Consider the following 20,073-nt stretch of genomic DNA (forward strand, 5'->3'; position numbering starts at 1 on the left):
TCATCCCGCCGCCGTCACCCGACCCGATCCGGAGGTGTCCCGCGGAGATAGGTGACGACGGCGGCGACTCTCCGGTGCCTCCCGGGCTGCCCGCTGACGCCGAGCTTGGAGAAGATCGCGGTGGAATGCTTCTCGACCGCCGACAGGGAGATGTGCAGCGCCCGACCGATCTCGACGTTCCCACGCCCCTCGGCCATGAGTGCCAGCACCTCGCGCTCACGCGGGGTGAGGGCGGCGAGACGCGCCGCGGCGACGGAATCGGGCAGGCCGGCACCGCCGGCAGGGGCGGAAGTCCGACTCCCCGCGACGAGCGCCACGGGCAGCAGCGGCGCCGCCAGCAGGAACGCCGCAGTGGAGAATCCGCCGGGGACCAGGGCCCCGATCGTCAGGAGCACCCCGACGAGGAGCACTGCCGCCAGCGGCAGGGTGAGGCGACCGCGGACATCGCGACCGTCGCGGACGAACCTCGTCACGGCGATGACGGCCGCGGCCGGCGGAAGCGCGAAGACGAGGACGGCCGCATCGGCGACGGCACTCGGGAGGAGAGCGGTTATCGGGCCGAGCCGTCCCTCGCCGAGCACTGCCGGGGTGGGACCCGAGACCGCGGCGAGCAGGGGGAGGACCAGCGCGGAAAAGGCCCACCACGCCGGTCCGGGGACGGGCCCTGCGGGATAGGCGGAGGCCAGGACGACGAGAAGGGCGAAACCGGAGACGAAGAGCAGCTGGGCGAGCAGGTGCCACCACGCCGCCCCGTCCGGACCGATGCGGGCCGCGGAGGCGGCGGCGAAGGCGATCGAGTGGGCCGCGCCGATCGCCACGAGCAGTCGGCAGGTGAGAGCCGCCGCCTGCCACAGCGGCCCGAGGACGCCGGCCAGGACGAACAGCGCCGGGACGAGCAGTGCCGATTCCACGCCGGGGATCGCGGCACCGGCGATGACCAGCGCCGCGCCGGAGACTGCGCCTGCCAGGAGAGGCGGCAGATCGACCCGTGTCGTCATCTCCCGATTATCTCCAGCGGCCGAGCGGGCGGCAATGGCCGATCGACGGCGGTGTGCGGTCCTCCCCACCCCGAATTGCGGTCGCCCACAGTGCCGGCGGCGCCGGTGGCGGGCATAGATTCGCAGGCACCATCCCCGCATCGACTCACGAACGGACGACGACATGAACACCTCGACCGCCACCGCAGCCACCCGGACCCGGCGGATCCGCACCCGCTGCGCCCAGACGATCCTCACCATCGAGTTCGCACTCTGCGGCCTCATCGCGGTCTCGACCGCATTCGCCCCCGACCCCTTCGCACCCGCGGCCGTCGTGCTCATCGGCTCGTTCGGCGTCCTCGCCTCGGTGCTCGGGCTGGCCGCGACCTGGACCGCGCCCCACTCGACGGTCTCGCGCCTTGCCCTGTGGGCGCTGCCGCTGTTCTTCGTCTGGCACCTCGCGGCACTCGGCACGTGGCTGCCCGATGCGGTGCTCGGCGCTCTCGCCGTGATCGGCATCGTCCTGCTCGACTCGCCTCGGGAACGGGGTGGCCTGTCCCGAGGACGGGAACGACGAAGGCCGGAATCCACTGAGTGGAATCCGGCCTTCTCGCGGTGGAGGTAAGGGGATTCGAACCCCTGACCTTCTCCATGCCATGGAGACGCGCTACCAACTGCGCCATACCCCCGCTTGCCTGATCAATATTACTCAGAAGCGCGTCCGGCGCCAAATCGTCGGAGAGTGACGCTCGACACACCATCGGCGCGTCGGCGTCGCGTCGTCATGCCGGTGGCACCCGATCGGTCGCTCGTTCGTCGAGGATGTCGATCTCGTCCGACCAGCGGTAGGGCTGCGTCGTCAGGAGCGCGCCAAGGCTGCGCCGCAGCCGGGAGACCTCGGCGCGGACCGTGACCACGTGCTCGTCGTCGCCGTAGAGCCGTCGGCTGAGCTCCTTCGCGGTCGTTCCCCGGCGGCCTGCCCTGGTGATCTCCTCGACGATCTGCCGACGCCGCTGGGTGAGCGGAACCCGGAGAACGCCGTTGTCGGACTCGATCTGCACCGAGGTGGACCCGGCGCTCACCCTGACCCTGAGCCGTGCGGACCCGCCCGGCCGGAGGATCCAGCCACCGTCGATCCGTTCGGGCAGGCAGGGGCCGGCACCGGGCAGATGGACCGCTCGACCGGGATCCGGGGCTTCGATGCGATCCTTGACGAGGATCCCCTGAGCCAACGCCACCCAGCCGTCGTCGTCGACGATCACGATCGGACCGGTCGTTCCCGCCAGCAGGGTCGCGTACCGGTCCCGCAGCCGCATCAGGGCGGTCTGGCGGTGGATCTGCAGACGCGCCTCGGCGAGGCGGACCGCTGTCGTCACCAGGGCCTGCATGGTCGGCTGCAGAGTGAATGCCGGCCCGCTGATGTCGACGATGCCGAGCAGCGAGCCGTCACCGGGGTCGTGGACGGGCACCGCACTGCAGAACCAGGGATGCTGGGAGGTCTCGAAGTGCTCCGCGGAGAACAGCTGCACGGGTGCCTCCTCGGCCAGAGCGGTGCCGATCGCATTCGTGCCGACGATCGACTCCGTCCAGTGGGCGCCCTCGACGAAGCCGAGCCCGTCGGCCCTCCGGCGAGCGCCCACGGCACCGTCGCGCCACAGGATCACACCGTCGGCATCGGCGATGACGAGGATGAGGTCCGCGGCGTCGGGCAGCCGCAGCAGGGTCTGGACGAGCTCGTCGACGACGAACCTCAGCCTCGTCGACCGTCGTCTCGACTCCACCTCGCCGGGATCGGAGATCACCCGGGCATTGCGGCCGTCGGGATCGATGCCGAGAGCGATCATCCGCTCCCATGAGCGGGCGACGAGCGAGCGCGGTCCGCTCGGCGGTGGCTGTCCTGACACCACCGCACCGTGGATGCGCTCGAGCGTCCTCGCCAGCGCGGCCAGATCTCTGACGGGCATGCCACCAGGGTACAGGCGGTGCCCACACGACATGTGAGGCAGACCACGATGCAACCCGGTGCAACCCTGTCCGGTGCGGTGGGCGATTCATAGCATGTCAGTCACACAGCTCAACGACGAGGAGTGACATGACTGCTACACAGGAACGGACCGAGACAGAACTGCACCTTCAGGCGGGGGATGACCCCGACGCCATCGCCCGCGGATGGCTCGCCGCGCTCGAGTCGGCGCTGACGGCCCGGCACATCGAAGCCGCCGTCGATCTGTTCGCCACGACGAGCTTCTGGCGGGACCTGGTGTCCTTCTCGTGGAACCTCACCACCGTGGAGAACCGTGACGGTGTCCGCGATCTGCTCGAGAACACCCTGGAGCGCGTCGGTCCGTCCGGCTTCGAGCTCAGCGAGCCGGCGGAGGCCGTCGACGGGACGACGACGGCCTGGTTCACCTTCCGGACAGCAGTGGGCACTGGCAAGGGCCTGGTGCGGCTCATCGACGAGGACCGGCCGCGGGCCTGGACCTTCCTCACCTCGCTCCAGGAGCTCACCGGGCACGAGGAGCCCCGAGGACGACGTCGACCGGCAGGCGCCGAGCACGGCGTCGATCCGCACCGGAAGACGTGGTCGGAGAAGCGCGCGGAGGAGGACGCCGCCTGGGGGCTCCAGGCTCAGCCCTACACGCTCGTCATCGGAGGCGGCCAGGGCGGGATCGCGTTGGGGGCACGGCTGCGCCAGCTCGGGGTTCCCGCTCTCGTCGTCGACCGGTGGAACCGTCCGGGCGACCAATGGCGCTCGCGCTACAAGTCGCTGTGCCTCCACGACCCCGTCTGGTACGACCATCTGCCCTATCTCAAGTTCCCCGACAACTGGCCGGTCTTCGCGCCCAAGGACAAGATCGCCGACTGGCTCGAGGCCTACACGACGATCATGGAGGTGCCCTACTGGTCGGCGACGACGGCGCTCAGCGCGCGGTTCGACGAGGAGAGCGGACGCTGGGACGTCGACCTCGACCGGAAGGGTGAGCGGATCACCCTGCACCCGACCCAGCTCGTGCTGGCGACAGGTATGTCCGGCAAGCCGAATGTGCCCTCGTTCCCCGGGCAGGACGTTTTCCGCGGAGAGCAGCAGCATTCCTCTCAGCATCCAGGCCCCGATGACTATGCAGGGAAGAAGGTCGTCGTCATCGGAAGCAACAACTCGGCCTTCGACATCTGCGGAGCCCTTCATGAGCACGGTGCCGAGGTGACGATGGTCCAGCGGTCGAGCACCCACATCGTCAAGAGCGATTCGCTCATGGAGATCGGTCTGGGCGACCTCTACTCCGAGCGGGCCGTCGAATCGGGGGTGACGACGGAGAAGGCCGATCTCATCTTCGCGTCCCTGCCCTACCGCATTATGCACGAGTTCCAGATCCCCCTCTACGAGAAGATCAGGGACCGCGACAAGGAATTCTACGACCGGTTGGAGGCGGCCGGATTCGACCTCGACTTCGGCGACGACGGCTCGGGTCTCTTCCTCAAGTACCTGCGCCGGGGATCGGGCTATTACATCGATGTCGGGGCCGCCGAGCTCGTCGCCGACGGACAGGTCGGGCTCGCGAAGGGACAGGTCGATCACCTCACCGAGGACTCCGTCGTCCTCGCCGACGGCACCGAGCTCGAGGCCGACCTCATCGTCTACGCCACCGGATACGGATCGATGAACGGGTGGGCCGCCGATCTCATCAGTCAGGAGGTCGCCGACACGGTCGGCAAGTGCTGGGGACTCGGTTCGGACACGACGAAGGATCCGGGGCCATGGGAGGGGGAGCAGCGGAACATGTGGAAGCCCACCCAGCAGCCGAACCTGTGGTTCCACGGCGGCAACCTCCACCAGTCGCGCCACTACTCCCTCTATCTCGCGCTCCAGCTCAAGGCGCGCTGGGAGGGCATCGACACCCCGGTGTACCGCCTCCAGGACGTCCATCACCTCAGCTGAGAAGGGAGGCTCACAGACGGGCGGTGGCGGCTCCACCGGCGGGAACGCCGGCGGAGCCGCCACCGCGTCGAGGACGGGAGTCCGTCGCGACCTCGTCACAGCACCTGCCGGACCTCGGAGAGGTAGCGGTCGACATGGCGCTGCCGGTGGTCGATGAGGGCCTCCTCGAGGGCGAGGCGTTCGACCTCGAGGGCACGGCGGTGATGAGCGGTGACCGACGCGGTCGCCGAGGCGTCCGGACGTCTGGCCCACTCGATGAGTCTCAGGCCGGTGCTCAGCGCGATCCGGCGCGGAAAGGTGAATGGGAATGCAGTGGACAAAGCTCTTCCTTTGACATTCTGGGCAGGAGAGATCGCCGGGTGAACGGCGGGATGAATCGCCTGCGGATAGAGTCGCTGGTCGCTCGGAATCCCCGGCGAGAAACCTGCCGGAATCGATCCGGGGAAATCCCTGCCGGAATTGACGAGGATCAGCTGTGCGATGAGTCGCCGGGAACGCCAACCGTGCGTGCCGGATTCCGGTTCAGGGACCGCTCCGTGATGGTCGACTCCGCTGCGGGCAGGGAGATGACGAGGTCAGGGGCGATGGAGAACTGTGCGGGGATCCGGTGGACGACAGCGTCCGGTGAGGCAGACGTCAGATGCGGCTGAGGGATCAGCCGGCGAGTCCTCGTCCGCCGATCGAGTCGGCAGCGGTCGAGTGGCAACCGACTGTGTGCATCGAGGTTGTCAACATGCTGCGCTCCCTTCTCATCGCGGATGACTGCTGAGCGGCGTCGACGCTCAGGGTTTAGTGGTGGCAATCTGTGGCTGCGAATCCTTGATTGCGTGATCAATCTAACACGCCTGCAGTCCTCCTGGGGAGTTTCGTTCAGGGGAATGTGAACTTTATTCCTCACTCATCGTCGGCGCCGCATTCGCCGGCACCGAATTCGTCGGCGATTCGAGGGGATAGTCACGAGCACGTAGAATTCCCGAAGGATCGCGATTCGAACGGGAGAACACCATGTCACAGGCAGCCCCTCGACGACTCGTCGTCGGCTACATCGCCACCGATCGCGGCCGGGACGCCATCGCCCTGGCCATCTCGATCGCCCGCTCCATCGACGTCGAACTCGTCGTCACGATCGTGCGCCCGGAGTCATCGACGTTGAATGCCGCCAACGCGATTCCCGCCGACGGCAGCGGCATCGTCGGCCAGCAGCTCGAGGACTGGCTCGACGAGGCGCTGGCCCTCATCCCCGAGGATCTGCGCGCTCGAGGCGTCATCCACGCCAGTGCCAACGAGTCGAAGGGCCTCATGGAGGTCGCCGAGGCCGAGGGCGCGGCGGCCATCGTCATCGGGGCCCGCGCCGCGACCCTGATGCGCCAGTTCCGGATCGGCACCGTCGCCTCGGCGCTGCTGCACTCCTCTCCCGTGCCTGTCGTGCTGGCACCGTCCGGGAGGTCGGACATCGGTCCGATCACCCGGGTCACGGCTCTCTTCGGAGCCCGTCCCGGTGCCACCGCGCTGATCGGGACCGCGGTGAAGGCGGCGCTCGAACTCGACGTCGACCTCAGGCTGCTGTCCCTCATCGAGAACGACGGTCTGGCCGAGGACGAGGTCGCCGAGATCACGGAGTTCACGGAGGAGTACGGGGGAGCGGTGCTGGCCAAACGGGCCGCCGATCTCTTCGAGACCGGTCGCGCCGTCGTCAAGTCCCAGGCCGGAGCCGACATCGAAGAGGCCGCCGAGAGCGTCGACTGGAAGCCGGGAGACCTGGCGTTCATCGGATCCTCCCGGCTGGGTCGCGGCGGAAAGGTCGTCATCGGCGCCCGCGCCCGCAGGCTCCTGCGGGTCCTGCCGGTGCCGGTCGTCGTGGTGCCCCGCCGGTCCTCCTCCGACGTCTGAGCGTGCCGATCCCACGGCCTCGGCGCCTCGAGCTCGCGGTGGACGGCCACCAGGGCCCGGTGTGGGTCCATTCGCCGCGGCCGGGTCACGGCGGGCCCGCCGGTGACCCGGGGCCCGCCGGTGACCCGGGGCCCGCCGGTGACCCGGGGCCCGCCGGTGACCCGGGGCCCGCCGCCGCGCGACACACCGGCAGGCGTCCTGTCCTCATGATCCACGGGTTCCGGGGCGATCATCACGGGATGGACCTCATCGGTGCGGCGGTGCGCGACCGCGAGGTCATCGTGCCCGACCTTCCCGGCTTCGGCGAGAGCGGTCCGCTGCCGGGCGGCCTCGGCCTCGACAGCTACTGCGCCCACATCGCCGCGCTCATCGCCGAGGTGACCGATCGCTGGCAGGCTCCGCCGATCCTCGCCGGACACTCCTTCGGATCGATCCTCACCGCCCACACCGCGCGCACTCACCCGGAGCTGGTCCCGGAGCTCATCCTCATCAATCCGATCACCTCGCCCGCGCTCGAGGGGCCGGCGACGGTGATGACCGCGCTCACCCGCCTCTACTACGATCTCGGTGCCCGGCTGCCCGAGGCGTGGGGGCGGCGGCTGCTCGCGAATCCGGTCATCGTGCGCCTGATGAGCGAGGTGATGGCGACGACGAGGGACCCCGGTCTGCGGCGCTACATCCACGATCAGCATGACCGGCACTTCTCCACCTTCAGCGACCGGCAGTCCCTGGCCCAGGCCTTCGAGGTCTCGGTCGCCCACACCGTCACCGAGGTGGCCGCGGACCTGAGCATGCCGGTGCTCGTCATCGCGGGGGACAGGGATGCCATCGCCCCGATCTCCGTAACCAGGGACTTCGTCGCCGGACTGGCCGATGCGCGGTTCGTCGAACTGTCCGGGGTGGGGCATCTGGTCCACTATGAGCGTCCGGAGGCCGCCGCCTCGGCGATCATGGACTTCTCCCGGGAACGGGATTGAGCAGCTCAGCGATGAGGAACCGGACCGTGAGGCGCGCTCAGCGGATCTCGTAGCGCCGGGTGATCGCGTTCAGTGCTGCGGTCATGACGAGGCCGGCGATCGCCAGGATCGCCATCCACGCCGTCCAGGGCAGGGCGAGGAACTCGCGGAATGCGTTCCAGTCGAGCGCGGCGACGAGGACGACGACGGCCACGACGACGAGGAGCCCGAGGCCCATGGAGTACCAGGCCGTCCTCCTCCAGCGCTGACCGCAGATGGTGATGAGGGCGAGCAGCAGCGAGCCGAGGAGGACGACGAGGAACGCCTGGATCGCGAACTGCCACCACGGTCCCTGGCCGAGGTAGACGACGTCGAAGAACCTCACGGACAGTCCCCAGCCGTTCGTCGCGACCTCGACCTGGCGGACGAGTGTCATGACGACGGCCGCGATGACGGCCTGGACGAGGTAGAAGCACAGGGCGGCACGGGTGTACTCCCGGCGGGTCAGGCTCAGTCCGAGGGCCAGTTCGAACGTGTTGGCCATGAGCAGGGCGCCGGTGGCGAACAGAGGTCCGAGCACGGTGAAGACGGCGCCCGACCATTTCATGCCCTCGCTCAGCCCCGACCGGTAGTTCGGGTCGGAGGAGAAGAGGAGGAAGCAGATGCCGACGCCGAGGACGACGAGGAACGCCGCGCCGGTGAAGGCGAGCGGGACGCCGATGATGCTCTTGCGGTCGGCGGTGATGAGGGCGAATGCCTCGCGGGTGCGATTCACGGTGATCAGCTCATTCCCTGGTCGGTGAGGACGGTCGCGGACTCCGGCGTGTGGTCGCAGCCGTGCTCAGGTGCGGTCGAGAGGGCGACGATGAAGTCCTGGAGGGAGACGGGGGCGACATCGAGGTCGCCGAGGCGGGTGTCCGGTCCCGGGATCACCCGCACCTGGCGCAGTGCGCCGAGGCGGCGGTCCGAGAGCAGGCGCAGACCTGCGGTGCGCCGTTCGACCTCATCCGCGGGGCCGGTGACCTCGAGTGCGGCCGCACCGAGTTCCTCGGCGGTGCCCGTGACGAGGACCCGGCCGCGGTCGAGGACGATGACGTCCTCGAGGAGGTCGGCGGCCTCGTCGATGAGATGGGTGGAGACGACCATTGCGCGAGGATGGTCGGCGAACTCCGCGAGCAGGTGGTCGTAGAAGAGCTGCCGGGCCACGGCGTCGAGACCGAGGTAGGGCTCGTCGAACAGGGACAGCTCGGCCCGGGAGGCGAGGCCGATGACGATGCCCAGGGCCGAGCGCTGACCGCGGGAGAGCTTCTTGTCGACGCCCGTGCGCAGCGGCAGGCGGAAGTCGGAGACCAGGGTCCGTGCCAGGGTCTCGTCCCAGTTCGGGTAGATGCGGGCGGCGACCCGCAGGAGGTCGGTCGCGGTCAGGGCGTCGGGATAGCGCTGGTTCTCCTGGATGAAGCAGATCCGCGACAGCGCGTCGGGGTTCTCGAAGACCGGCTGTCCGAACACCGTCGCGGTCCCGGAGGTGGCCATGAGCTGCCCGGTGAGCAACTGCATGAGAGTGGTCTTGCCGGCGCCGTTGCGACCGAGGAGACCGGTGATCGTGTGGTCGCGGATGTCGACGGTGACGGCGTCGCACGCGCGGGTCGGGCCGTACGACTTCGTCAGCGCCGAGGTGCTGGCTGCACTGGTCATGATGATTCCCTTGTCAGGTCGGTGGCGGATCGGCCGTGCCCGTCGTGCTCGGTCGCACTGCTCGTGAGCATCTCGATGAGGGTGTCGAGGTCGATGCCGAGGCGATGCGCCTCGGCGAGGAGAGGGTCGATGTAATCGGCCGCGAACTCCGTGCGGCGACGGGACCGGATGGTGTCCCGGGCGGTCGGGGAGACGAACATCCCGATGCCGCGGCGCTTGTAGAGCACCCCGCGATCGACGAGGAGGTTGAGCCCCTTTCCGGCGGTGGCGGGGTTGACCCGGATGAACCTGGCGAGCTCGTTCGTCGAGGGAACCGGGGTGTCCGGGGGATAGGTGCCGCGCAGGATCTCATGCTCGAGGTCCTCCGCGATCCTGATGAACAGCGGCGTCGTGGCATCGACCATGCCCAACCTCCTTGGTTAGTTACTCAACTAGTGAACCATTGAAGAGGGGGCGCGTCAAGGGAGAGCGAGGATCTCCCACCGGCAACGATCTGTGGGCATGGAAGAAGCGGCCCGTTGCGAAGGTTTCGCAACGGGCCGCTTGAGTCCGGTCAGGGGCCGGGTCTGATCAGGGACGGGGATCCTTGGTCCACTGGAAGATCATCGGCACCAGGAAGGCGAAGCTGGAGACGAGCAGTCCTGCCCAGAACACCCAGAACTCGGTGCCCACGGGTGCGGAGAACGACCACCCGAACAGGTAGAGCCCGAACAGGAAGATGGCGAGCGCGACGACGAAGACGAGGACGTCAGCCACAGTGGGCGAGTTCTTCGGCCGCTTCGCGACGGGATGGGACATGTTCTCCTCCGACGATCGTTGGGTGCAGTTGGACACACTGGCTACAGTCTACATGCTGTAGAGTAGCCACGTGGGTCAGTCGCGCTCGGATGTCCTCTCCGGCACGAGCCATCCCAGCAGGGCGGAGACGATGGAGACGATGAGGGCGGCGAGGATCGCGGAGAAGAAGAACGAGTCGATGGTGAATCGGAACGGGGTGAATCCGCTGAGCCAGCTCGTCAGCGCGAGCATGATGGCGTTGATGACGATGGAGAACAGGCCCAGGGTCAGGCAGGTGATCGGAGCCGAGAGCAGCGAGAGGATCGGCTTGATGAACGCGTTCGCCAGACCGAAGATCAGGCCGATGACGAGGTAGGAGATGATCGTCGCGGGGATGGGACCGGTCTGCTCCTCGACCAGGCGGTTGCCCTCGATGGCGACGCCTGGCAGGATCCATGCCGCAACCCAGATGGCGCAGGCATTGACGATGACTCGGGAGAGGAAATTCATCTCTGCATCGTCTCAGACCGATCTGCGTTCTCACTGAGTCGCGTTTGGGAAAGACCTGGTCGGTCAGATCACCCTGATCGCCTTGGCCGGCACCCCGCCGACGATCGTTCGGGCGGGGACGTCCTTGGTGACGACCGCTCCTGCCGCGACGACCGCGCCATCGCCGATGGTCACGCCCGGCAGGATGGTCGCGTTCGCGCCGATCCAGACCTTGCTCCCGATGACCACGGGCTTCGGCACCGTGCTCGCGCGACTGTCCGGATCGAGGTCGTGGTTGAGGGTGGCGATGACGACGTTGTGGCCGATCAGGGCGTCATCTCCGATCGTGATGCCGCCCTGGTCCTGGAACCGGCACCCGCTGTTGACGAACACCCGCTCTCCCACCCTGATGTTCTTCCCGCAGTCGGTCGTGAACGGTGGGAAGACGCGAAACGATGCCGGGACCTCCCGCCCGGTGATCCTCGACATGATCTCGATCCGCTCCTCAGGGGTGGTGTTCCGGGTGTTGAGCTCCATACACAGTGCAATGGCCTCGTTCGCGAGCTCGTCCATCGTCTGCGCGAGATGGCTGCCGGGCAGGGCCGGCTCTCCGGCATTCATCCGGGTGAGGAACTCTTCGGTGTTCATCGACATCTCCTTCTGTGAATCTCTTCCGGTGGTCGGGGTCGTCGCCTGTGGCGTCTGTGCAGTCTCAGCCAAGGCCGAGCCGGTCCACCACATGGGCGACCCGTGCCCGCTGATCCTCGGTGAGCCCCTGGATCGGCAGCGGCAGACACTTCCGCGGAGCGAGGTCGAGGTGTTCGGCGATCGCGGCGGTCACGCGGAGGCTGCCTCCCAGCTCGGAGAACAGCTCCCAGAGCGGGGCGAGTCGCTGCGACTCCGCGGCGGCGTCGTCCGGGCGGCCCTCGTGGACGGCGCGGGTGATGGACAGTGCCGGTTCGGGGAGGATGCCGCCGATGACCGAGTACCAGGCGTCGCAGCCGGCAATCAAGCCGGGCGCGCCGAAAGCGTCTCCCGAGACCCCGATGGTGACGTGCTCCGGGATCACGGACCGAATCCGCGAAACCTGCTCGGCGGCCTGGTGCGGGTCGGTGGGGACGCCTGGGATCTTGATCGATGCGATGCCCGGCAGTTCGGCGATCCGCGCGTACAGCTCGGTGGTGAAGGTGAAGTGGGTGGTGCCGGGATTGTCGTAGACGATCACCGGCAGCCGGGTGTGCTCGGTGACGGTGCGGAACAGCTCGAAAACATCGTCGTGCGTGAGTGGCTGATACGTCATCGGGGCCAGCAGCACCCCGGCAGCGCCCGCCGCCTCCGCGCTGTCGACATGGGCGAGTACCTGAGAGGTGCGCAGGCCCCCGACCCCGACGAATACCGGGGTCGCGCCCGCGTGCTCGACGGCGAGGCGGGCGACGCGGGCACGTTCGTCCGGGGTGAGGTAGGCGTAGGAGCCAGTCGACCCGAGCGCGGTGATCGAGTCCACCCCGACCGTCGCCAGCCGTTCGACGAGCCCGGCGAATGCCGTCTCGTCGACGGTGTCGTCGTGCAATGGCGTGAGCGGGAACGCGCTCAGCCCGGTGAAGATGTCGGTCATGACTGCTCCAGTTCGGGTCGGTGTCCGAGCCCGAGGATCGGGTTGAGGTTCCTGGTCTCGACAATGAACGTGGAGATGTATTTCGGTCTGATGGTCATGGGGTCCCCGTTTCGGGTGCGATGACGACTGGGGTGGGCGAACGCCTGCCGCCGCGCTGAGCGGCAGCCCCTGCGACGATGACGAGAGTGATCCCGATCAATTGCGTGCGTGTCGGCTGTTGGGCGAGGACGAGCAGTCCGATGAGGATGCCGAACGCGGGCTCGATCGACAGGAGGGTGCCGAACGCGGTGTGGGTCATGCGGCGCAGGGCGAGCATCTCGAGCCCGAACGCGATCACCGGTGTGATGAGCGCGATCCCTGCCGCAGCCGGAAGCACCCACCAGGTGAGATCGCCGCCGATGACCTGGGGCAGACCGGCCGGAAGCGTCGCGAGTGCCGCGACCGGGATCGTCAGAGAGAGGCCGCTGATGCCGGAGAACTGATCGCCCACATGTTGGGTGAGCACGTTGTACAGACCCCAGCACGCACCCGCCGCGAGGGCGAACCCGACGCCTGCGAGGTCGATGCTGCCGTGCCACGGCTCTGTCAGCAGCACCACGCCGACGAACGCCAGGAGGGGCCAGATGAGTGCCTTGCGGTGTTTGCCCATGAGTCCCGCGACGGTCAGCGGTCCGAGGAACTCGATCGCGACGGCAGTGCCGAGCGGGATGCGCTCGACCGCGGCGAGGAAGAACGTCGTCATGAACCCGGTGACCACTCCGAGCGCGATGAGCGCGGGAACGTCCTTGCGGCGCAGGGAGCGGATCGCGGGGCGGGCGATCATCCAGAGGAACACGACACCGAAGCACATGCGCAGCCACGCGGTGCCTGCCGCGCCGACCTGCCCGATGACGGGCACGGACAGCGCGTTGGAGAGCTGGACGGCGAGCATCGCGGCGACGGCCATCGACCACGGCGGGACCCCTGGGGCCTGTCGCTGGAAGTTCATCATGATCCGATCAGGCGCCTGGTCACGTGGACGTCGGAACCGAGTCCGGCTAATGCCTCGGTGAGTGCATCGACTGCAGCGCCGAGGTCGTCATCAGTGGCGGGGGCGAGCGCATCGAGGATGAAGAACGCAGTCCGAGTGTCATCGCTCAACCCGGTTCGGCGGCCTTGGCGCCAGTTCCAACGGCGGCAGGTCACACCGGTGTCATCACACCAGACGACCTCGCCGGAATCCGGATACTCGATCGTGGGCTCGCCGTTCGCTGTGGTGTCGAACGGCTCGGTGCCGGTGGCGCGGATCAGTCGTGGCGGACCCTGATACCGGTGGAAGTCCTCACCGCCGAAGGGAATCTGGTGGAGCACCGAGATCGCGTTGTAGACATCGGTGAGCGCGTTCACCCGCGGCAGACCCTTCTCGGATCGGCGGGTGAGGGCTTCGAGGCTGTTGCGGGTGCGCTGCGGCTTCGCCCCGAACCCGCGGTAAGCCTCACGCCACGCCGCGATGTGGGGCAGCTCCTCCACGGGGGACTCGGCGAGCAGGCCTCGCGCGTGGGCTTCGGCGGCCGCGATGAGCTCATCCACGGTTCGACCGCCCACCTCGGCGGTGAGGGACGGGGTGAGGCCGTCGATGACGAGGAGCATGGCCCGATAGTCCGGGCGCAGGTCGAACACTGCCGGTTCCACTGTGGCGGCGGCGAGGAACGCTTCGGTGGTCATCGTGTCAGGCATGGGGGAGCTCCGTTCTGTGAGCGGCTCCCGCTCTCGGCTCGAAGACCGTGAGCGAGAATCGAGTGCTGTCTCGAGTCGGGTTCGAGTACGAGTGGGCGACATCGCCATGGAAGGACAGCGCATCACCGGCGTGGAGGTCGAAGCGGTCGTCGCCGACGGTCACGGTCGCCGCGCCGTCCTGGACGTGCAGGAGCTCACGTGTGCCGTCGCTGTGCGGTTCGCTCACATGCTGCTCGCCGGCGGCGAGCGTCCAATCCCACAGCTCGATGGCGTCGGTCGTGTCGGCGGACGCGACGAGCACGCCCTGCCCGCCCCGGTCTCCCGTCCACAGGGCCGCCCCCTCGCCGCGCCTGATGACTTTCGCCGCCCGTGGAGCCGGTGGTTCCACCAGGGCGGGCAGACTGACGCCGAGCGCTTCCGACAGCCGCAGCAGAGTGCCCACGCTCGGGTTCACGGAGCCCTGTTCGACATTGACGAGCATGCGGCGGCTCACACCGGCGACCGCGGCAAGCTGGTCGAGTGTCCAGCTGCGGCCTTTTCGCTCCTGCTTCACTCGCGCTCCGATCGCACGCGCGAGCGTCTCTGCTTCGATATCCACATAGTGCACGATACTGCATTACCTTGGCACTGACCATCGCTTCGGGGGGAGCAGCTGTGCCGACCTGAGAGATGCCGCCTGCCTGCTGACTGTGATTTCATAGAGGTGTCTTGTCACGGTCGCCCGTGCTGACGGGAACACGAATTCCCCGGTCAGCGGTCCGATCGCGGCGGTCCGACCCTGCACACAGCAACCCTGTGCATCTACCGAGTGATTTGATCCAGGTCACCACGGCGGCACGAAACCCCGCGACAGCGGGTAGGAACTGGATTGAGATGAACAGCACCACAACCGTCACGTCGCCGTCGCTGCTCTCCGTCGTCGGGCGCAGCTATTTCCCCATCGCGTTCATGGCCCGCCTGCCCTACGCCATGGTCGTCATCGGGGTCCTCACCCTCGTCGTCGCCGGGCGCGGGTCGATGAGCCTCGGCGGCATCAACTCGGCCATGGTCGGTCTCGGCACCGCGCTCTTCGGCTCCTTCATCGGTGCCGCGGCCGACAGATGGGGACAGCGCCCCGTCCTCCTCGTCGTCGGGCTCCTCAACTGCCTGGCGCTCATCTTCATGGCCTGGGTGGTCTACTCGCCATTGTCCGACTGGGTCGTCCTCGCGGCGGCCTTCGCCATCGGCGCCACCGCCCCGCAGGTCGCGCCCATGTCGCGCTCGCGCCTCGTCGAGATCGTCATGTCGCGCCTGCCCGCGCAGCGCCGGCCGAAGGTCCTCAACGGGACGATGGCCTACGAGTCCGCGGCCGACGAGGTGGTCTTCGTCTTCGGGCCCTTCGTCGTCGGACTCCTCGCCACCGCCCTGCACCCGGTGGCCCCGATCATCGGCGCGGTCGTCATGACACTGGTCTTCGTGTCCTCCTTCGCCCTCCACCGCACGGGTCGCGTGCGACCCCACGCCGCCGCCGACACCCCGGTCCAGGCTCCTGCACGAGAGCTGTTCACCTTCGGGATCCTCGTCATCGTGCTCGGCGTCCTCGGCATCGGAATGGTCTTCGGCTCGACGCTGACCGCCCTGACCTCGCTGACGAACGACCTCAGGCATCCCGAGCAGGCGGGCCTGATCTACGGGATCATGGGCATCGGCTCGGCCGTCTTCGCGATCTCGGTGGCCTTCTTCTCACCCCGATTCGCGCTCTGGGCCCGGTGGCTGTGCTTCGCGCCGGTGCTGCTCGCCGGGGCCGTGACCATGTCGGTCGCCGCCGACATGATCATGGTCGTCATCGCCCTGCTGCTCATGGGCTGCGCAGTCGGTCCGACCCTGGTGACCCTGTTCAGCCTCGCCGCCGAACGCAGCCCGCAGGGCCGATCGGCGACGGTGATGTCGATGGTCGGTTCGGCGATCATCGTCGGTCAGTCGCTCGCCTCGGCGGTCAACGGGATCCTCGCCGAAGCTGCGGGGACGGCGACCGCGATGATGGTCCCGATGGCGGCGTCAGCGCTCGTCGTCCTCGCCGGTCTCCTCAATCTGCTCATCCGCGCCCGACGCCGGAGAAGAGACCTGGTTCACACCTGATTTCCGCCGATTGGGACGGTCCGTCCCAATCATCCGGCCATGTGACGCCTGAGGTGTCCGGAGAGTAATATCACCGCTTGTCCATTGCGATGCGCACCGACGTTGGCGCGCCTCGCCCGGCACAACGGAAAGCACACTATGTCAACGAGCACCTCGACAAGCACCGAGGCCGTGCGGAACGACACCCGGTTCTTCGGGCATCCCTTCCCTCTCCTGCAGCTGTTCAGCCTCGAACTGTGGGAGCGCTTCTCCTACTACGGGATGAACGGCATCCTCGCCATCTATCTGTACTTCCAGGTCTCCGAGGGCGGACTGGGCATGCCCCAGCCGACGGCGATCGGCATCGTCGGCGCCTATGGCGGCGCCGTCTTCCTCGCCACGATCCTCGGAGCGTGGATCGCCGACCGGGTCGTCGGCGCGGAGAAGGTCCTCTTCTACTCGGCGATGATCATCATGGCCGGCCACATCTGCCTCGCCCTCGTCCCCGGATACGCGGGCGTCGCCGGCGGCCTCATCCTCGTGGCGCTCGGCTCCGGCGGGCTCAAGGCCAACGCCTCCGCCCTCGTCGGTGAGCTCTATGAGGAGAAGGATCCGCGCAGGGACGCCGGCTTCACGATCTTCTACATGGGCGTCAACATCGGAGCCCTGCTCGGGCCGCTGATCACCGGACTGCTCCAGAAGGAGATCGGATTCCACTTCGGCTTCGGCGCCGCCGCCGTCGGCATGGCACTGGGACTCATCATCTATGCGACCGCGAGGAAGTCCCTGCCGGAGGAGGCGCGGCACCCGGTCAACCCGCTGCCCGCGTCCAAGCTGGTGCTCTTCTTCGCCGCGATCGTGCTCGTCGTCGTGCTCGTCGTCATCGCCTGGATGACCGAGGTGGTCAACCCCGGCAACCTCGCCTGGTGGACCGCCGGAATCTCCGCCGGCGCCGCCGCCTGCTACTTCGTCGTCATGCTCACGAGCCCGCAGGCCGGGCCGGAGGAGCGCTCCCGGGTGCTCGCGTTCATCCCGTTCTTCGTCACCTCGGTGGTGTTCTGGTCGCTCTACCAGCAGGTCTTCGGCGTCATGACCGCCTACTCGGACTCGCAGATGAACCGGATGATCTTCGGCTGGGAGATGCCGATCAACTGGATCCAGCTGATCCCCGCGCTGTTCGTCATCATCTTCGCCCCGATCTTCGCCACCATCTGGATGAAGCTGGGAACGCGGCAGATCTCGACTCCGGTCAAGGCGGGCCTGTCGCTCGTCATCATCGGCATCGCCTACCTGCTGTTCCTGCCGTTCGCCACCGCCGGCGCCAACCAGACGCCGCTGCTGTGGGTCATGCTCATCATGATGCTCTTCGTGTGGGCCGAACTCCTCATCTCCCCGGTCGGCCTGTCGTTCTCGACGAAGGTCGCCCCGAAGGTGTTCCAGTCGCAGATGATCGCCGTGTTCTTCCTCTCCTCGGGTGTGGGCACCGCGCTCTCGGGTGTGCTCGGCGGCTACTACGACGCGGCCAACCAGGTGCCGTACTGGACGGCACTGGGCATCGCCTCGATCGTGCTCGGTCTGCTCGCCCTGACGCTGACGAAGCCGATGCTCAAGGCCCTGCGCGGAGTGCGCTGAGGCAGTCCGGCGGCTGTCGCCGGGTCGACGCGGCTGCCGTCAGAGCCCCTTCGCCCTGTCCACCGGAGACCGACCGGTGGGCAGGGCGGAGTCGTCTGCGGGACGGGTCGCCTCAGAATCCGAGGAAGATCACGCGCAGCCACGGGTGATGGGCGGCGACGATCGTGAGGAAGACGATGGCGTCGAAGAGCAGGTGGACGGTGATCGTGTACGGCAGCGACTTCGTCCGGGTGAAGACGAACGCCTGTATGAGCGCGAACGGAATCGTCAGCAGCGGCCCGATCGAACGGTAGCCGAGCTCCCACAGGAAGGCGACGAAGATCATCGACGTGATGACGTTCGCGCTCCAGAAGGCGAAGTGCTTGCGCAGCAGGGCGAAGACCGTGCAGATGAAGAACAGCTCGTCCCAGATGCCCACGGCGTTGACGCCGAAGAACAGGCGCAGCACCTCGTGCCACTCGGTCACCGGCGGCCAGTTGCGGTAGACCCCGGTGCCCATGAAGTACGGCGGCAGGATCAGCCAGGCGACGACGATGACGAAGACCAGCCACGACCATTCGAGCGGTGACCACTTCCGCCCCCGCCGGCGCGGGAACACGATCGTCCGGTCACCGAACCACTGCCGGGTGATCAGCCACGGACCGATGACGACGGCGGAGAGGACCGCGCCCATCCGGGCGATGTTCGTCCACGAGATGTCGGCCTCGACGGAGATCGACGAGATGAGCGCCAGGCAGGCGGCGATGACGGTGAGATCCCGGCCGAACTCACGGTCGACCCACCAGGCGAGAGCGATGGCAGCGATCATCGGAACGTAACCGAGACTTCGCCAGTCGGGAACCGAGGTGCCGACGCCGAAGATGAGCACGGCCGAAGCAGCCAGCAGCAGAGCGGCGGAGCCCGGCCACGAGACGACCGCGAAGCGCTGTCGCGTCTCGGTTCCGGGTGCGAGGTCCTTGTCCACGGTCTCACCTTAGGCCACCGCCGTCTCCCATGGCGTTGCCCGCGGTCGGCGACCTCGTAGGATCGGACACTGAAGGAAGGAGCCCCGTGGAACCCGAAGACTATGACCGACTCCTCGCCGATCTGCGTCCCCGGCCGACGTCGGAGGTCGTGGGCCTCGAGGCGGCGCTGGGGAGACGCACGGCGCATGAGGTGAGGGCCCCGCAGTCCGTCCCGCGAGTGCCCACCTCGGCGATGGACGGCTTCGCCCTCGATGCGGCGGCGCTGGCAGCCGCGCGATCGGGCGGTGAGGTCAGCGTCGTCGGCGACATCGCGGCAGGACGGCCGTACGTGGTCCTCGAGCAGGGCACGGCGGTCCGGGTGATGACAGGCGCCCATGTGCCCTCCGGCGCCGAGGCGGTCGTCCCGGTCGAGTTCACCGACGCGCAGCCGGCCGGTGGGGTTCCGTCGACGATCCGGATCGCGGACCTTCCCGCCGACCTTCCGTCCGGCTGGAACATCCGGAGGGTCGGAGAGGACGTCGGCGCCGGGACCGTCGTCCTCGCACCCGGAGACCTCATCACGGATGCCGGGACCGGCCTGCTCGCGATGCTCGGCATCGCCGCCGTCGACGTCACCCGTCCGCTGCATGTCGGGCTCATCGTCACCGGTGACGAACTCGGCGCTCCCGACGCCGTCGTCGCCGACGCCTCGGCGCAGAGCCCGGCCGCACTCATCCTCAACTCGAACCTGCCGATGCTCGAGGCGGCGATCGCGAGTGCCGGCGCCAGCGCGCACACCCGCGTCTGCGGTGACGACCCCGAGGCCTTCCTCCAGGTGCTCGAGGAGCTCAGCGCCGACACCGACCTCGTCATCACGACCGGGGGGATCAGCCAGGGCGCCTATGAGGTCGTGCGGTCGGCCCTCGAAGGAGCCCACTCGACGTTCGGCCGTGTGGCCATGAGACCCGGGGGACCGCAGGGCCACGGGCGCTACCGGGGAACGCCCCTCCTGCACTTCCCCGGCACCCCCGCCGCCGCACACGTCTCCTTCCACCTCTTCGCCCGCACCCTCCTCGGGGCGGGACCGTTGGCGAACCGGTGGCGGAAGGCAGTGGCCGCCGGCGACGATCTCAGCGGTCACCCTCGAGGCGTCTCCCTGCGACCTGGAGTCTTCACCCCGAACGGTGAGGTCGAGGCGATGCCGCGCTCCCGACTCCACGACTTCGCCCGTGCCGACGCCATCATCCGGGTGCCGAGAGCCCCGGCCGCGTTCCGTCCCGGCGATGTCGTCGACATCCTTCCCTGCTGAGTCGAGGCCGCCCATGACCGGGCGGGCGGTCCTGCCGAG

21 protein-coding genes and 1 tRNA gene are annotated in these 20,073 nt (G+C 68.1%); 7 read left to right on the plus strand and 15 right to left on the minus strand.

Annotated elements, in window-relative coordinates; genetic code table 11:
• Window positions 1–14: 14 nt before the first annotated feature.
• The gene (locus DFO65_RS08515; RefSeq protein ID WP_113904002.1) at window positions 15–998 is read right to left on the minus strand and encodes a helix-turn-helix transcriptional regulator; all 984 of its coding nucleotides are present in this window, start codon (window positions 996–998) and stop codon (window positions 15–17) included.
• A 163-nt stretch (window positions 999–1,161) separates the two neighbouring features.
• Between DFO65_RS08515 and DFO65_RS08520 the strand changes: the two genes are divergently transcribed.
• Window positions 1,162–1,602 (plus strand): hypothetical protein, encoded by a 441-nt coding sequence (locus DFO65_RS08520; protein ID WP_113904003.1) that lies wholly within the window; start codon window positions 1,162–1,164, stop codon window positions 1,600–1,602.
• Here the strand turns inward: DFO65_RS08520 and DFO65_RS08525 are convergent.
• Together DFO65_RS08525 and DFO65_RS08530 are read right to left on the minus strand one after the other, a co-directional pair.
• Window positions 1,594–1,666, minus strand: a tRNA-Ala gene (locus tag DFO65_RS08525). The genes DFO65_RS08520 and DFO65_RS08525 overlap by 9 nt on opposite strands.
• 93 nt (window positions 1,667–1,759) lie before the next feature.
• The gene (locus tag DFO65_RS08530) at window positions 1,760–2,941 is read right to left on the minus strand and encodes a GAF domain-containing protein (RefSeq protein WP_113904004.1); all 1,182 of its coding nucleotides are present in this window, start codon (window positions 2,939–2,941) and stop codon (window positions 1,760–1,762) included.
• Between the two features lie 128 nt (window positions 2,942–3,069).
• Here DFO65_RS08530 and DFO65_RS08535 point away from each other — a divergent pair, with 128 nt between their 5' ends.
• The gene (locus tag DFO65_RS08535) at window positions 3,070–4,914 is read left to right on the plus strand and encodes a flavin-containing monooxygenase (RefSeq protein ID WP_113904005.1); all 1,845 of its coding nucleotides are present in this window, start codon (window positions 3,070–3,072) and stop codon (window positions 4,912–4,914) included.
• A 95-nt stretch (window positions 4,915–5,009) separates the two neighbouring features.
• Here DFO65_RS08535 and DFO65_RS08540 read toward each other — a convergent pair whose 3' ends face one another.
• On the minus strand, window positions 5,010–5,234 hold the full coding sequence (locus tag DFO65_RS08540; RefSeq protein ID WP_113904006.1) for a hypothetical protein: 225 nt from the start codon (window positions 5,232–5,234) through the stop codon (window positions 5,010–5,012).
• Between the two features lie 685 nt (window positions 5,235–5,919).
• On the opposite strand from DFO65_RS08540, the gene DFO65_RS08545 reads away from it, so the two are divergent.
• On the plus strand, window positions 5,920–6,804 hold the full coding sequence (locus DFO65_RS08545) for a universal stress protein (RefSeq protein WP_113904007.1): 885 nt from the start codon (window positions 5,920–5,922) through the stop codon (window positions 6,802–6,804).
• 206 nt (window positions 6,805–7,010) lie between these two features.
• Window positions 7,011–7,781 carry an alpha/beta fold hydrolase gene (locus DFO65_RS08550; protein WP_113904008.1) on the plus strand — a complete coding sequence of 257 codons (771 nt, stop codon included), beginning with the start codon at window positions 7,011–7,013 and terminating at the stop codon, window positions 7,779–7,781.
• Window positions 7,782–7,818: 37 nt separating this feature from the next.
• Here DFO65_RS08550 and DFO65_RS08555 read toward each other — a convergent pair whose 3' ends face one another.
• From DFO65_RS08555 to DFO65_RS08600, 10 genes are all read right to left on the minus strand, one after another.
• Window positions 7,819–8,535: a hypothetical protein gene (locus DFO65_RS08555; protein ID WP_113904009.1), complete on the minus strand. Its 717-nt coding sequence runs from the start codon at window positions 8,533–8,535 to the stop codon at window positions 7,819–7,821.
• 5 nt (window positions 8,536–8,540) lie between these two features.
• Window positions 8,541–9,455, minus strand: a complete 915-nt coding sequence (locus DFO65_RS08560; protein WP_113904010.1) for an ABC transporter ATP-binding protein — start codon at window positions 9,453–9,455, stop codon at window positions 8,541–8,543.
• Window positions 9,452–9,859 carry a GntR family transcriptional regulator gene (locus tag DFO65_RS08565; protein WP_113904011.1) on the minus strand — a complete coding sequence of 136 codons (408 nt, stop codon included), beginning with the start codon at window positions 9,857–9,859 and terminating at the stop codon, window positions 9,452–9,454. The genes DFO65_RS08560 and DFO65_RS08565 overlap by 4 nt, the downstream gene beginning before the upstream one ends.
• Window positions 9,860–10,025: 166 nt before the next feature.
• On the minus strand, window positions 10,026–10,253 hold the full coding sequence (locus tag DFO65_RS08570; RefSeq protein ID WP_113904012.1) for a hypothetical protein: 228 nt from the start codon (window positions 10,251–10,253) through the stop codon (window positions 10,026–10,028).
• A 75-nt stretch (window positions 10,254–10,328) separates the two neighbouring features.
• A complete protein-coding gene (locus DFO65_RS08575; protein WP_113904013.1) occupies window positions 10,329–10,742 on the minus strand; it encodes a phage holin family protein in 414 nt (137 codons plus the stop codon).
• 63 nt (window positions 10,743–10,805) lie between these two features.
• Entirely contained in the window at window positions 10,806–11,369 is a 564-nt protein-coding gene (locus tag DFO65_RS08580; protein WP_113904014.1) for a DapH/DapD/GlmU-related protein, read from the minus strand.
• 64 nt (window positions 11,370–11,433) lie between these two features.
• Complete coding sequence (locus DFO65_RS08585; protein ID WP_220151289.1) at window positions 11,434–12,327, minus strand: dihydrodipicolinate synthase family protein; 894 nt, start codon at window positions 12,325–12,327, stop codon at window positions 11,434–11,436.
• Between the two features lie 103 nt (window positions 12,328–12,430).
• A complete protein-coding gene (locus tag DFO65_RS08590; protein WP_428844221.1) occupies window positions 12,431–13,327 on the minus strand; it encodes an EamA family transporter in 897 nt (298 codons plus the stop codon).
• Window positions 13,324–14,052, minus strand: coding sequence for a B3/B4 domain-containing protein (locus DFO65_RS08595; RefSeq protein ID WP_220151285.1), 729 nt, complete (start codon window positions 14,050–14,052; stop codon window positions 13,324–13,326). Before DFO65_RS08595 ends, DFO65_RS08590 begins: the two co-directional genes overlap by 4 nt.
• On the minus strand, window positions 14,045–14,650 hold the full coding sequence (locus tag DFO65_RS08600; protein WP_113904016.1) for a helix-turn-helix domain-containing protein: 606 nt from the start codon (window positions 14,648–14,650) through the stop codon (window positions 14,045–14,047). The genes DFO65_RS08595 and DFO65_RS08600 overlap by 8 nt, the downstream gene beginning before the upstream one ends.
• Before the next feature lie 275 nt (window positions 14,651–14,925).
• On the opposite strand from DFO65_RS08600, the gene DFO65_RS08605 reads away from it, so the two are divergent.
• Together DFO65_RS08605 and DFO65_RS08610 are read left to right on the plus strand one after the other, a co-directional pair.
• Window positions 14,926–16,170, plus strand: a complete 1,245-nt coding sequence (locus DFO65_RS08605; RefSeq protein WP_113904017.1) for an MFS transporter — start codon at window positions 14,926–14,928, stop codon at window positions 16,168–16,170.
• Between the two features lie 138 nt (window positions 16,171–16,308).
• Window positions 16,309–17,781 (plus strand): peptide MFS transporter, encoded by a 1,473-nt coding sequence (locus DFO65_RS08610; protein ID WP_113904018.1) that lies wholly within the window; start codon window positions 16,309–16,311, stop codon window positions 17,779–17,781.
• A 112-nt stretch (window positions 17,782–17,893) separates the two neighbouring features.
• Here DFO65_RS08610 and DFO65_RS08615 read toward each other — a convergent pair whose 3' ends face one another.
• Complete coding sequence (locus DFO65_RS08615; RefSeq protein ID WP_113904019.1) at window positions 17,894–18,745, minus strand: CPBP family glutamic-type intramembrane protease; 852 nt, start codon at window positions 18,743–18,745, stop codon at window positions 17,894–17,896.
• Window positions 18,746–18,831: 86 nt separating this feature from the next.
• Between DFO65_RS08615 and DFO65_RS08620 the strand changes: the two genes are divergently transcribed.
• Window positions 18,832–20,034, plus strand: a complete 1,203-nt coding sequence (locus tag DFO65_RS08620; protein ID WP_113904020.1) for a molybdopterin molybdotransferase MoeA — start codon at window positions 18,832–18,834, stop codon at window positions 20,032–20,034.
• Window positions 20,035–20,073 lie beyond the last annotated feature (39 nt).

Source organism: Brevibacterium sanguinis (assembly GCF_003315415.1).
Classification (GTDB): domain Bacteria; phylum Actinomycetota; class Actinomycetes; order Actinomycetales; family Brevibacteriaceae; genus Brevibacterium; species Brevibacterium celere_A.